10 protein-coding genes are annotated in these 13685 nt (G+C 75.2%); 6 read left to right on the top strand and 4 right to left on the bottom strand.

Features of this window, described 5'->3' with window-relative positions; genetic code table 11:
* Positions 1–68: 68 nt before the first annotated feature.
* Positions 69–2942 (bottom strand): glycoside hydrolase family 84 protein, encoded by a 2874-nt coding sequence (locus IE118_RS04280; RefSeq protein ID WP_189555865.1) that lies wholly within the window; start codon positions 2940–2942, stop codon positions 69–71.
* Between the two features lie 315 nt (positions 2943–3257).
* Here IE118_RS04280 and IE118_RS04275 point away from each other — a divergent pair, with 315 nt between their 5' ends.
* From IE118_RS04275 to IE118_RS04265, 3 genes are all read left to right on the top strand, one after another.
* Positions 3258–3533, top strand: a complete 276-nt coding sequence (locus IE118_RS04275) for a hypothetical protein (protein ID WP_189555864.1) — start codon at positions 3258–3260, stop codon at positions 3531–3533.
* A 1-nt stretch (position 3534) separates the two neighbouring features.
* Positions 3535–5601, top strand: a complete 2067-nt coding sequence (gene malQ, locus IE118_RS04270; protein ID WP_189555863.1) for a 4-alpha-glucanotransferase — start codon at positions 3535–3537, stop codon at positions 5599–5601.
* 64 nt (positions 5602–5665) lie between these two features.
* Complete coding sequence (locus IE118_RS04265; RefSeq protein ID WP_189555862.1) at positions 5666–5941, top strand: hypothetical protein; 276 nt, start codon at positions 5666–5668, stop codon at positions 5939–5941.
* A 105-nt stretch (positions 5942–6046) separates the two neighbouring features.
* On the opposite strand, the gene IE118_RS04260 is transcribed toward IE118_RS04265, so the two are convergent.
* Complete coding sequence (locus IE118_RS04260; protein WP_189555861.1) at positions 6047–6571, bottom strand: MarR family winged helix-turn-helix transcriptional regulator; 525 nt, start codon at positions 6569–6571, stop codon at positions 6047–6049.
* Between the two features lie 100 nt (positions 6572–6671).
* Between IE118_RS04260 and IE118_RS04255 the strand changes: the two genes are divergently transcribed.
* Positions 6672–7637, top strand: coding sequence for an EamA family transporter (locus tag IE118_RS04255; RefSeq protein ID WP_189555860.1), 966 nt, complete (start codon positions 6672–6674; stop codon positions 7635–7637).
* A 355-nt stretch (positions 7638–7992) separates the two neighbouring features.
* On the opposite strand, the gene pepN is transcribed toward IE118_RS04255, so the two are convergent.
* Entirely contained in the window at positions 7993–10569 is a 2577-nt protein-coding gene (pepN, locus tag IE118_RS04250) for an aminopeptidase N (RefSeq protein WP_189555859.1), read from the bottom strand.
* A gap of 194 nt (positions 10570–10763) precedes the next feature.
* On the bottom strand, positions 10764–11780 hold the full coding sequence (locus IE118_RS04245) for an aspartate-semialdehyde dehydrogenase (protein ID WP_189555858.1): 1017 nt from the start codon (positions 11778–11780) through the stop codon (positions 10764–10766).
* Between the two features lie 334 nt (positions 11781–12114).
* Here IE118_RS04245 and IE118_RS04240 point away from each other — a divergent pair, with 334 nt between their 5' ends.
* Complete coding sequence (locus IE118_RS04240; protein ID WP_189555857.1) at positions 12115–12651, top strand: RNA polymerase sigma factor; 537 nt, start codon at positions 12115–12117, stop codon at positions 12649–12651.
* 1 nt (position 12652) lies between these two features.
* The gene (locus IE118_RS04235) at positions 12653–13636 is read left to right on the top strand and encodes a hypothetical protein (protein ID WP_189555856.1); all 984 of its coding nucleotides are present in this window, start codon (positions 12653–12655) and stop codon (positions 13634–13636) included.
* Positions 13637–13685: the final 49 nt, after the last annotated feature.

Genomic DNA, 13685 nt, shown 5'->3' with positions numbered 1-13685 from the left:
GTACTGAGTATATGTACCGAGTGAATAGTGAAGCCCGGGCCGCCCGGAACCGACACAAGGGGAAGCCCTCAGTCCGCGACCGCGTAGGCCTCCACCGACCACAGCGAATAGCCGTACCGGGTCGCGCGCTTCTCGCCCTGGACGCGGACGTGGCGGACGTCCGGCTCGTCCATGCGGACGTTCTCCCGGCCGCCCCGGCCGTCAGGGACCCGAGCCGCCGTGCGCCAGTTGCGGCCGTCCGCCGACACCTCCACGCGGTACGCCGACGGGTGCGCGTCCTGCCAGTGCAGCGCCACCTTTCCCAGCCGCACCGGGCGTGCGAGGTCGACCTGCCACCAGGCGTCGTCCTCCACCGGGGAGGACCAGCGGGTCTCCGGGTCGCCGTCGTTCGCCGCCGGGGCGGGGAAGTCGGGCGTCTCGTCGGCCGAGGAGCTCGCCCGGCCGCCGCGGGCCAGGTCGGGGCCGCCGACGCGGGGGACCGCGTGCACCGTCAGCGTGCGGGTCGCGCCGCCGAAGCCGAACCTGACCTCGTAGTCCCGGACGGGCGTCCCCGGCTTCACGGTCACCTCGACGGGCACCTCGAGCGGCGTACCGCGCGGGGCGGTCAGGGCCTGGCGGGGCACCCGCACCTCGAGCTCCTCCGGGGCCTCGACGGTCAGCCTGCCGCGCACCTCGCCGGGGCGCAGCGAGCCGAGGGTGGCCGTCAGCCGGCGGGTGCCGCCGATGTCGGCGTCCGCGCGGTCGCCGGGCAGTCCGACGGAGGCGGCGGGCGCGTCCGCGAACCACGGGACCAGGTGGCGCACCCGGTCGGGACCGGCGCCGGTGACACGGACCGCGTCCACCGGCCGGCCGCCGCCCCGCAGCTCGGTGGCGCCCCCCTCGGCCAGCGTCCCGAGCCGGCGCCACCCCTCACCCGGCACACGTGCCTCCACGGTCCCCCGCGTGCCCGGGTCGGTGAGCACCGTCACGGTGTCGATCACGCGGGCGCGCGGCAGGCCGAGGTCGGGCCCGCCGCCGGCGGACGGCTCCCGGTCGAGTCCGGCCCAGCTCTCGTACGCCCGCTGCGCCCGGCTCAGGAACGGGTCCAGCACGCCCTCGCCGACCGTCACGCGCGCCGCCGCGGCCGTCTTCCGCCGCTCGCCCAGCTTCCGGTACGCCGACCAGGCGGCGGCCGCGTCCCCGGTCCGCTGGGCGTCCAGCATGTCCAGCGCCGTCGTACCCGCCTCGCCGTGCCGGGCCAGACCCTCGGACCACGGGGCGACCTCGGCGCCGAGGGCGGTGCCGGACAGCCAGCCCGGCAGGTCGCGCAGCGCGGTGAAGGCCGCGCGCAGCCGGACGGCCGCGTCGGGCTCGCGCGTCCCGCGCGCCGTCGGCCGGGTCCGCCAGAAGTCCTCCAGCAGCGGCCGCAGGTACGCCGACTCGGTGCCGCCCAGCACCGACGAGGAGACGTTCCCGGCGAGCGCGGTCAGCGCCTGCTCGCGGCGGGCGTCACCGTCGGCGAGGTCGGCGATCGCGGCCCGCCAGGACTCCTGGGGGCGGTAACCGCGCGGGTTCCAGGCGAAGTCGGCGGCCGTGAACAGCGGGACGCGGGACGCCTCGGGCTGCGCCATCGCGTTGGCGAGCAGCGCCGCCGAACCGGCGGCGACGGCCGGCTCGCGGCCCTGGTACGGGCCGAGGAAGATCCGGCCCGGGGCGTAGTCGTTCACCGGGTAGTTGTCCATGGTCACCAGCGGGTGCCCGAACGCCTCACGGGCCTCGCCCAGTTGCCGGCCCGTGATGGTGCGCGGCACCACCCCGACCCCGGTCCACGCCACCTCGACGCCCTCGTCCAGTGCCCGCGCGAGGGAGCGCCGGTACGACGTCGATCCCTCCTCGTAGTACTCGGTGGGCATCAGCGACAGCGGGACGGACCCGGGATGCCGGTCCGCCAGGTGCCGGGCCACCCCGTTCGCCACGTGCGCCTGGGCGCGGGCCGCCGCCTCGGGGCCCGACCCGAACCGGTCGTCATCCGCCCCGCAGTGCCACTCGCTGTAGCTGACGTCCTGGAACTGCAGCTGGAAGGCGCGGAAGCCCAGCGCCCACATCGCGTCCAGCTTGCGGGTCAGCGCGCGCAGGTCCTGCTCGGAGGCGAAGCACATCGCCTGCCCCGGCGCGACCGCCCAGCCGAGCGTGACGTGGTTGCGCCGCGCGCGCTCGGCCAGCTCCCGGAACTCCGCGCGCCGCTCGGCCGGGTACGGCTCCCGCCAGCGGGCCTGGCGCAGCAGGTCCTCGCCGGGTGCGTAGAGGTACCGGTTCTGCTTGGTGCGGCCCATGAAGTCCAGCTGGCCCAGCCGCTGCCGGTGGGTCCAGGGGGTCCCGTAGAAGCCCTCGGTGACGCCGCGTACGGCGGTGCCCGGCCAGTCGCGCACGACGACGGCGCCGATCGTGCCGTCCGGGCGCAGCAGCTGCCGCAGGGTCTGCACGGCGTGGAACAGTCCGGCGCCGTCCGCGCCGGTGAGGGAGACGGCCCCCCGTCCCGTGGTCAGCGTGTAGCCGCCGGCCGGCAGGGCGCGCCGGGGGTCGTTCGGGGCGCGTTCCGTCCCCGCCCGCACCACGAGCGCCCCTTCGGGCACCGGTGCGCCGGGGGCGGTGAACCGGCGTGCCCCGGCCTCGCGCAGCAGCTCCCGCAGCGCCTCCACGGCGTACGGATCGGCCGTCCGGTCGGTGACCAGGGCGACCTCCCCGGTCACCTCGACCGGGGCGCCGTTCGCGCGCAGGGAGTGGGGGCGGGGCCACACGGACGGCTCCGCGGCCGCCACCGGGTCGGCGGTGGGCGAGGCGGCCGTGCCGGGCGCGGGCGGCGCCGCCACGGCGGCCGGCGCGGTCCCCAGGGTTCCGGCGAGGACGGCGAACGCGAGGGCGGCCCTCCTGGCGTTCGCCGTCCTCCCACGCCGCAGCTGCACGGGCCCCTCCTGGTCGCTCGAGCGGTCCGAACGGTCCGGCGGCCGAGCGGCCGTGTCCATTCCGTTACCGGGAAACCCGAGCCCACCACCTCGGCGGTGAACGTGTCAATGAGAGTGGCCGTTGTGGCGCGTTTGTCCCACCGTGGAGGGAGGGCATGAAAACAGAATGTGAGCAGGATCACGTTGGAAGCCCCGGGGCGTCTGGCATCGCGTCCGCTGGGTAGGGCTGCGGGATAACCCGACCCGCACGACCGCACCACCCGCATCCCGCACGTCCGCGTGATCCGCGCACCGTGCTCGACGAGGAGACCATCCGTGACCGCACCCGCGTACGTTCCTTCCCCGGCCCTGTCCAAACCCGTGGCGGAGACCTCCGCCGACGACCTCCACCTCTGCGCGTTCAGCGCGGAGGGCCCCTGCGCCGAACTCCCGCTGACCAGCGAACCCCCGCTGCCCGACGCCGAACCGCTCACCAGCGAACCGCCGCTCGCCGATGCCACCCCCCTGACCAGCGAGTCCGACGCCTGCGTGGACTCCTCGGACGCCTCCGGACTCGACTCCTTCCCGGCCCAGTACCGCCCGGAGCCCTAGGGTGACCGCGCCCCGGCCGGCCGAGCCCCCTTCCGCGGACCTGTCCCGGCTCGCCGCCCTGTACGGCGTCGCCACCTCCTACAGCCCCTCGCCGGACCGCACGGTCACGGCCTCGGCCACCGCCGTCACCCTCGCGCTGGCCGCCCTCGGCGTGGACGCGGCGGGCCCGGACGCCGTCCGCGCCGCCCTCACGGCCCGCGAACGCGAACAGGGCGCACGGCTGCTGCCCCCCACCGTGGTCGCCTGGGGCACCGCCACCCCGGCCGCCCTCGCCGGGCTGCCCGACGGCACCCGGCTGGGCGTCCGCACCGAGCAGGGCGAGACCCTCACCGCGGCCCGGAACCTCCCGCCCGGCGTGCACGACCTGACCGCCACCGCGCCCGACGGCCGCACCGCCCGCGCCCACCTGATCGTCGCCCCGCCCCGGCTGCCCGCGCCGCGTGGGCGTTCCTACGGCCTGCTGGTGCAGCTCTACTCGCTCCTCTCCCGCCGCTCCTGGGGCATGGGCGACCTCGCCGACCTCGGTGAACTCGCCGGCTGGGCCGGACGCACCCTCGGCGCCGGATTCGTCCAGGTCAACCCGCTGCACGCGGCCGTCCCCGGCCCCCCGACCGACCCCTCGCCCTACCGTCCCTCCTCCCGCCGCTTCCCCGACCCCGTCCACCTGCGGGTCGAGGACGTCCCCGAGTTCGCGTACGTCGCCGACCGCGACCGCGTCCGCGCCCTGCTGGAGCGGGCCGCCCGGCTGCGCGAGGCGGTGCTGGACAAGGACGCGCTGATCGACCGGGACGCCGTCTGGGAGACCAAGCGGGAGGCCCTGGAACTGGTCCACGAGGTGCCGCTCGCCCCCGGCCGCCGGGCCGCCTACGCCGACTTCCGCGCCGCGCAGGGGCAGGCCCTCCAGGACCACGCCACCTGGTACGCCCTCGCCGAGGTGCACGGCGCCGACTGGCGCCGCTGGCCCGCCGAGCTGCGCGATCCCCGTTCACCCGGCACCGCACGCGCCCGCCGGGACCTGGCGGACCGTGTCGACTTCCACTCCCGTCTGGTCTGGCTCACCGACGCCCAGCTCACCGCCGCCCAGCGCACCGCGCGCGAGGCCGGGATGCCGGTCGGGATCGTCCACGACCTCGCCGTGGGCGTCCATCCGGCCGGTGCCGACGCCTGGGCGCAGCAGGACCACTTCGCAGCCGGCATGTCCGTCGGGGCGCCCCCGGACGCCTTCAACGCGCGCGGACAGGACTGGGGGCTGCCGCCCTGGCGCCCCGACCGCCTCGCCGAGTCCGGGTACGCGCCCTTCCGCGCCCTGCTGCGGGCCCTGTTCCGGTACGCGGGGGCGTTGCGCATCGACCACGTGATGGGCCTGTTCCGGCTCTGGTGGGTCCCCGAGGGCCACCCGCCCACGGAGGGCACCTACGTCCGCTACGACGCCGAGGCGATGCTCGCCGTGCTGGTCCTGGAGGCCTCGCGCGCCGGGGCGCCGGTGATCGGCGAGGACCTGGGGACCGTGGAGCCGGGCGTACGCGAGGCGCTGCGCGAGCGCGGGGTGTACGGCACCTCGGTGCTGTGGTTCGAGCGGGACTGGGAGGGCGACCGCCGCCCGCTGCCGCCGGACACCTGGCGCGCGGACTGCCTGGCCACGGCCACCACCCACGACCTGCCGCCCACGGCGTCGCGGCTCGGCGGGGAGCACGTGGAGCTCCGGGACCGCCTGGGGCTGCTCGCCCGGCCCCTGGCGGAGGAGCGCGCGGAGGCGGCGGCGGACGTGGGGGAGTGGCGGGAGCTGCTGCGCCGGCTGGGGCTGCTGGAGGAGGGGGCCGGGGAGGAGGCCGAGATCCGGGCCGTGCACCGGTACCTGATGCGCACCCCCGCCCGGATGATCGGCGTGTGGCTCCCGGACGGAGTCGGCGACCGCCGTCCGCAGAACCTGCCGGGTACGTGGGACCAGTACCCGAACTGGCGCCTGCCGATCGCGGACGCGGAGGGCCGCCCGGTGACGCTGGAGGACCTGACGGCCGCACCCCGGCTGCGGGCCCTGCTGGCGACCCTGGCCGACCCCGCCCCGTGACGGCCCCGCCCCTTACGACACCCCGGCCGCGCACACCTGAACCGGGTTCGATACGTTGGGGAGCGTGGACAAGAAGAACGCCCTGCGCGCCGGCGCCCTGGCAGCCGGTACGACGCTGATGATGCTGCTCATGACGTCCCCCGCGCTCGCGCTCACCCGCGACGACGGCGACGACCCCGGCACGGGCCTGAGCGTCGTCGAGACGCTGGGTCTCTACGTCCTGGCCCCGATCGCCCTCTTCGTGATCATCGCCGGGCTGGTGACGGTCGGCGACAAGTCGCACAAGAAGAAGGACGTCACCAGCTCCAACATCAGCACGAAGGCCGAAGCCAAGGCCTGACCCGGAGCACCCACCACGCACGTGACCGAGGGCGCCGGCACCGCGACGAGCGGACGCCGGCGCCCTCCGCGCTGCCCTCCGTGAGGGACGCCCGGCCCGTCCCCGTCAGGGCATCCCCTGTCGCTCGGTGGCCGACAGCAACTCCCGCAGCAGCGAGGACAACTGCGCCGCCCGCTCCCCGCCGAGCGCGGCCAGCGCCTCCGTCTGCTCGGCGAGCCCCGCGCCGACCGCCCGGTCGATCAGCTCCAGCCCCTCCTCGGTGAGCGTGACCTGGAGCCCGCGCCGGTCGTGCGGATCGGGGGAGCGGCGCAGCAGCCCCGCCCGCTCCAGCTTGTCGAGCCGCCCCGTCATCCCGCCGGTGGTCAGCATCAGCGCGCCCGAGAGCTCCCGCGGGGAGAGCGTGTAGGGCTCCCCGGCCCGCCGCAGGGTGGCCAGCACGTCGAACTCCCCGCGCGAGATGCCGTACCGGGCGTACGCCTTCTCCATCCGGTCGCCCATGGCGCGCGCGAGCCGGAAGACGCGCCCGAAGACCTCCATGCCGGCCGTGTCGAGATCGGGCCGCACCCGCGCCCACTGCTCGACGATCGCGTCGACGGGATCCTGGGCGCGCGGCTCCTGGGATGTGCTCATGGCGAGGAGTATCCGCGCCCGCGGGATCACCCGCAAGAAAGTGGCTCGACAATAAGTAGCTTGCGAGTAAGCTACTTGCGACCTACTGGAAGGGGTGTCCATGTCCCCGCGCCGCGCCCGCACGGCTCTCGTCGCCCTCACCGCCCTCGCGCCCGTCTCCTGGGGCACCACCTACGCCGTCACCACGGAGTTCCTCCCGCCGGACCGCCCCCTGTTCACCGGCCTGCTGCGCGCGCTGCCGGCCGGACTGGTCCTGCTCGCCCTCGTCCGCGTGCTGCCGCGCGGTGCCTGGTGGTGGAAGTCGGCGGTGCTCGGCGCGCTCAACATCGGGGCCTTCTTCCCGCTGCTGTTCCTCTCCGCCTACCGGCTGCCCGGCGGCATGGCGGCGGTCGTCGGCTCGGCCGGTCCCCTGCTCGTGGTCGCCCTCTCGGCCCCGCTGCTGGGGCAGCGGCCGACGGCCCGGAGCGTCCTCACCGGGGTCGTCGCGGCGTCCGGTGTCAGCCTGGTCGTGCTGAAGGCGGCCGGGGCGCTGGACCCGGTCGGCGTGCTCGCCGCCCTCGCCGCCACCGCGTCCATGTCCGCGGGCACCGTGCTCACCCAGCGGTGGGGCCGCCCGGACGGCGTGGGACCCCTCGCCCTCACCGGCTGGCAGCTCACCGCGGGCGGCCTGCTGATCGCCCCCGTCGCCCTGCTGGCCGAGGGCGCCCCGCCCGCCCTGGACGCCCCGGCGATCGGGGGCCACCTCTACCTCGCGCTGGCGAACACGGCGATCGCCTACTGGCTCTGGTTCCGCGGCATCGGCCGGCTCACCGCCACCCAGGTCACCTTCCTCGGCCCGCTCTCCCCGCTCACGGCGGCGGTGGTCGGCCGGGCGGCCCTCGGCGAGACCCTGACGCCGCTCCAGCTGGCCGGCATGGCGCTTGCGTTCGGCGCGACGGTGGCGGGCCAGATCACCCCACGTCCCCGTCCCGCCCCCGACGCGCTCGCGCCCTCCCGCGCCCCGCGCGCGGCCGGGGAACCGCCGAAGGTCCCCGTTGAGGCGACCGCGGGATGCCGACCCGGGTGACCTGGATCGGCACCACCGCCGACGGCGGGTCCCACGCGGTGGACGACCTGCCCGCCGGCCTGCGCGGGCGGAGCCCGCCTGCCGGGTGGACCGGAAGGTGACGGCCCGGGGCACCGGCGCGACGGTCGATCTCACCGTCACCTGCACCGTCACCTGAACCGGCCCCGCACCGGTGGACGGCTGGACGCTCCGGTTCCCGCCGGCCCTCGGACGGACGGTGGTCCCGCCGCACCGGCGGCGCGTCACCGCCGGTGCGGCTCACGCCCGACCAGGACGCCTGCGCGGTGGGCCGCGGAACCGGCGAGGGGCGCCCGGCACGAAGCCGGGCGCCCCTCGTCCCCGGGGCGTACGGGGTCTACGCCCCCGCGTCCGCCGCCTGGGCGCGCAGGGCGCGTTCGACTCCCGCGCGGGACTCCGAGACCAGGCGGCGCAGGGCCGCGTTGGGGGAGGTCGCGGTCAGCCAGGCGTCGGTCCTGTCGAGGGTCTCGCCGGACACCTGGATGCCCGGGTAGAGGCCGACGGCGATCTGCTGGGCCATCTCGTGCGAGCGGGACGCCCAGACGTCCGCCAGCACCTCGAAGTACCGGTCGGTGTACGGGGCCAGCAGCTCGCGCTGGTCGGTCTGGACGAAGCCGGCGATGACCGCTTCCTGCACGGCGTTCGGCAGCTTGTCGGAGTCGACGACCGAGGCCCACGCCTCCGCCTTGGCCTCCTCGGTCGGGCGGGCCGCGCGGGCGGTCGCGGCGTGCCGCTCGCCGGCCGCCGTCCGGTCCCGCTCGTACTCGTCCGCGATCTCCGCCTCGTCGTAGCGGCCCACCGCCGCCAGCCGCTGCACGAACGCCCAGCGCAGCTCCGTGTCCACGGCCAGCCCCTCGACGGTCTGCGTGCCGGCCAGCAGCGCCTCCAGCAGGTCGAGCTGCTCCGGGGTGCGGGCGGTCGCCGCGAAGGCGCGTGCCCACGCGAGCTGGTGGTCGCTCGCCGGCTCGGCGGTCCGCAGGTGGGCCAGCGTGGCGTCGGTCCAGCGGGCCAGCAGCGACTCGCGGGCGCCCGGGTCGGTGTACAGGTCGATCGCCAGCTTCACCTGGCGGTGCAGCGACTGCACGACACCGATGTCGGACTCCTTGCCGATGCCCGACAGCACGAGCGAGAGGTAGTCGCGGGCGGGGAGCTCCGCGTCCCGGGTCATGTCCCAGGCGGAGGCCCAGCACAGCGCGCGCGGCAGGGAGGACGCGAAGTCGCCCAGGTGCTCCGTGACGAAGGCCAGGGACTGCTCGTCCAGGCGGACCTTGGCGTAGGACAGGTCGTCGTCGTTGAGCAGGACGACGGCCGGACGGGGCTTGCCGGCCAGCTGCGGCACCTCGGTCAGCTCGCCGTCGACGTCCAGTTCCACTCGGTCGCCGCGCACCAGCTTGCCGGTCGACCCGTCGAGGTCGTACAGGCCGATCGCGATGCGGTGCGGGCGCAGGGTCGGCTCGCCCTTCGCGCCGGCCGGGAGCGCGGGGGCCTCCTGGCGGATGGCGAAGGAGGTGATGACACCGTTGCCGTCCGTCTCGATCTCCGGGCGCAGCACGTTGATGCCGGCCGTCTCCAGCCACTGCTTCGACCAGGTCCTCAGGTCGCGGCCGGAGGTCTCCTCCAGCGCGCCCAGCAGGTCGGACAGGCGCGTGTTGCCGTACGCGTGGCGCTTGAAGTACGCCTGTACGCCCCGGAAGAACGCGTCCTCACCGACGTAGGCGACGAGCTGCTTCAGCACCGAGGCGCCCTTGGCGTACGTGATGCCGTCGAAGTTGACGAGCACGTCGTCCAGGTCGCGGATGTCCGCCATGATCGGGTGCGTGGACGGCAGCTGGTCCTGGCGGTAGGCCCAGGTCTTCATGGAGTTCGCGAACGTCGTCCACGAGTGCGGCCACTTCGAGCCGGGCGCGTCGGCCTGGCAGGCGGCCTCGGCGTAGGTGGCGAACGACTCGTTCAGCCACAGGTCGTTCCACCACTCCATGGTGACCAGGTCGCCGAACCACATGTGGGCCAGCTCGTGCAGGATCGTGGCGGCCCGCACCTCGTACGCGGCGTCGGTCACCTTGGACCGGAACACGTACTGGTCCCGGATGGTCACCGCGCCCGCGTTCTCCATCGCGCCCGCGTTGAACTCCGGCACGAACAGCTGGTCGTACTTCTCGAACGGGTACGCGTAGTCGAACTTCTCCTGGAACCACTCGAAGCCCTGCCGGGTCACCGCGAAGATCGCGTCCGCGTCGAGGTGCTCGGCGAGCGAGGGCCGGCAGTAGATGCCGAGCGGCACGGACTGGCCGTCCTTCTCGTACACGCTGTGCACGGAGTGGTACGGGCCGGCGACCAGCGCCGTGATGTACGTCGAGATGCGCGGGGTCGGCGCGAACTCCCAGACGTTGTCGCGCGGCTCCGGCGTCGGCGAGTTGGAGACGACGGTCCAGCCCTCCGGCGCCTTCACGGTGAACCGGAAGGTCGCCTTGAGGTCCGGCTGCTCGAAGCTCGCGAAGACGCGGCGGGCGTCCGGCACCTCGAACTGGGTGTACAGGTACGCCTGGTCGTCCACCGGGTCGACGAAGCGGTGCAGGCCCTCACCCGTGTTGGTGTAGGCGCAGTCCGCCTCCACCCGCAGCACGTTGCGGCCCCGGAGCAGGCCCGGCAGCGCGATGCGGGAATCCGCGAAGACCTCGGCCGGGTCGAGGGAGTCGCCGTTGAGGGTCACCTCGTGCACGGTCGGAGCGACCAGGTCGATGAACGACTCCGCGCCGTGGCCGTCCTCGGCGACGTCGAAGCGCACCGTGGTCACGGACCGGTAGGTGCCGCCCTCCTGCGCGCCGGAGAGATCGAGATCGATCTCGTACGAGTCAACGGTCAGCAGCTTCGCCCGCTGCTGCGCCTCTTCGCGAGTCAGGTTTGTGCCAGGCACGCGGTCATCTCCTCGTTATGTGTGGGTTGCGTCATCCTTCCACGCGGGATCGGGATCGGGCGATGACGGAGCCGGACCATGGGGATACCCCTCGATCCCGCGGCGCGGCGCCGCGGCGGTACCTGGCGCTGCGGGAGCGCCGAGGGGCGGTCACCGCGCCCGGTGACCGCCCCTCGTGATGTCCTTCGGCCTGCTCAGCCCTTGAGCTCGGCCGCCACCAGCTCCGCGATCTGCACCGCGTTCAGGGCGGCGCCCTTGCGGAGGTTGTCGCTGGAGACGAACAGCGCGAGGCCGTTCTCCACCGTCTCGTCGGGACGGATGCGGCCCACGTAGGACGGGTCCTGGCCGGCCGCCTGGAGCGGGGTGGGGATGTCGGTGAGGGCCACCCCGGGCGCCTCCGCCAGCAGCTCGGTCGCGCGCTCGGCGCTGATCGGGCGGGCGAAGCGGGCGTTGATCTGCAGCGAGTGGCCGGAGAAGACCGGGACGCGCACGCAGGTGCCGGAGACCTTGAGGCCGGGGATGCCGAGGATCTTGCGCGACTCGTTGCGCAGCTTCTGCTCCTCGTCGGTCTCGTTCAGACCGTCGTCGACGAGGTTGCCGGCCAGCGGCAGCACGTTGAAGGCGATGGGGCGCCGGTAGACATCGGGCTCGGGGAAGTCGACCGCCGCACCGTCGTGGGTCAGCTTGTCGGCCTCGCCGATCACCTTCTGCGCCTGCCCGTGCAGCTCCGCGACGCCCGCGAGACCCGACCCGGACACCGCCTGGTAGGTGGCGACGACCAGCGCCTCCAGGCCCGCCTCCGCGTGCAGCGGACGCAGCACCGGCATCGCGGCCATGGTGGTGCAGTTCGGGTTCGCGATGATGCCCTTGGGGCGGTTCGCGATCGCGTGCGGGTTGACCTCGGAGACGACGAGGGGCACCTCGGGGTCCTTGCGCCAGGCGGAGGAGTTGTCGATCACGACCGGCCCCTGCGCGGCGACCTTCTCGGCCAGTGCCTTCGAGGTCGCGCCGCCCGCGGAGAACAGCACGATGTCCAGGCCGCTGTAGTCGGCGGTGGACGCGTCCTCCACCGTCACGCCGTCCAGCTCCGTGCCCGCCGAGCGGGCCGAGGCGAACAGGCGCAGCTCCGTGACCGGGAAGTTCCGCTCCTTGAGGATCCTGCGCATGACCGTGCCCACCTGACCGGTGGCTCCGACGATTCCGACCCTCACGGCGACTCCCTACTGCGTCCTGATACGTACCTGATGTGCCCGGCCGAGGCTCTTCCATGATGCGGCCGACCACGGCCCGCCTGTCCACTTCTTTGCCGTTATGCCCGCCCACTGGGACGGCCGGACCGGGGACGGGGACCGCGGACCTTCGGCCGCCACCCCGCTGACCAGGAGGAATTCAGTCACCGGGGGTCGCGGACCGCAAGGTTCCCTGCCCGGCCGGCACCCGCCCACACGGAGATGTGATGTACGCCTCTGCGGTCCCGTCGCCCCCCGCGCGAACGTTCCCGGCCCGAGTGGCGTCGTAGGAGAAACAGCGTGAGGGGGGTGGCCGGTGCTGCGCGGAAGGATCCGGCGCGGCCGGGGGGCGTACGTCGCTGCCGACGACGACCCGCTGGACGCGGCACAGGAACGCCGGGTGCGGGCGGTGCTCGCCCTGGGCGGGGTACCGCAGGCGGACCTGCCGGACGGGGTGCAGCAGGTCCGCCTGCGGCTGCTGGAGCGGGCCGCGAGCGGGCGGGAGGCACCCCGGGACGTCTCGGCGTGGGCGGCGGTCGTCGCCTCCAACCTCGCCATGGACTGGCACCGGGCCAAGCGCCGCCAGGAACGGCTCGGGGAGCGGCTGGCCGCGCTGCGGCAGACCCAGGCGCCCTCCGGCGAGGAGACCAGTGTGCTCTCCCTCGCCGTCGCCCGGGGCCTGGACCGGCTGCCCGACGCACAGCGCCAGGTCGTCGTGCTGCGCTTCTACGCCGATCTGCCGGTGCGCTCGATCGCCGAGCAGCTCGGTGTTCCGGAGGGCACGGTCAAGAGCAGGCTGCACAGCGCCGTACGGGCCCTGCGCGCCCGCCTGCACGAGGACGAGGTGGTGTGACATGACCGCCCACGACGAGTCCCGGGACCCGTCCCGCGAGGGGCCAGGACCCGAGTACGACGGCATGGACGCCCTGATGGCGGCCCTCCTCGACGAGCCCCTGCCGGAGCCGGCCCGGCGGGATCCGGAGTTCCTGGCCGAGCGGGACGCCGCCGTCGCCGACCTGGCGGTGCTGCGCGAGCGGCTGACGGCGATCGGCGACGCCCTCGCCGGCCCGCCGGGCGCCGGCCCGGCGGGCAGCGGGGAGACGGCGGCCCGGCCGGACACCGGCGCCGCGGACGCGGCACCACGGCCCCCGGCCGACCCGGCCTCCGGGAGCCGGGACACCCCGGCCCCGTCGGCGGGACCGCTTCCCCGCCCCGGAGACGGCCGGGGCAACGACGGCGGGGACCGGCCGGACACCGGCGCCGCGCCCGGACGGGACCCGGCGCCACGCCTCCCGGGCGCGTCGCCGGGGCGCGGGGGCGCCCGTCCCCGCACCGCCGGCGGGACCCGCGGCCCCCACCGCCGCCGTACGGCGAAGGCCGTCCTCGGCGGGCTGGTCGCCGCTGCCGCCGCCGGTCTGGTGCTCGGCACGGGCTGGCTGGTGACGCAGGGCGGGGGAGCGGACGGCTCGACGGCCCAGGGGGCCGCCGCGGACTCCAAGGAGGCGGGCGGCGTCGCCTTCGGCAGCCCCCGCTACCTGGCCTGCGCGCGCCTGGTCGCCGAAGGCACGGTGACGGCGGTGGAGCGGGTGCCGGGGGCAGCGGGCGTGGAGCGCGTCACGCTGCGGGCCGACCGGTACTACAAGGGCGAAGGGGAGGTCACGTTCCTCCGGGACACCGCCGGGGCGTCCCCGCTGCGACCGGGCGACCGTGTGCTGGTCGGCCTGCCGTCCGGCGGCGAACACCCGGACGCGGTGGTCGTCGGCGAGCCGGACATCGCCCCCGAGCGGGCCCGGATCACCGCCTCGCTCCCGGCGTCGCGCACCCTCACCTGCGGCTGAGGACGACGAAGGGGCGGGCGTCCGTACGGACGCCCGCCCCCGCGCGTGC

The sequence above is a fragment of the Streptomyces pilosus genome, from assembly GCF_014649835.1.
Classification (GTDB): Bacteria; Actinomycetota; Actinomycetes; order Streptomycetales; family Streptomycetaceae; genus Streptomyces; species Streptomyces pilosus.
This window is presented reverse-complemented; position numbering and strand designations above follow the sequence as displayed.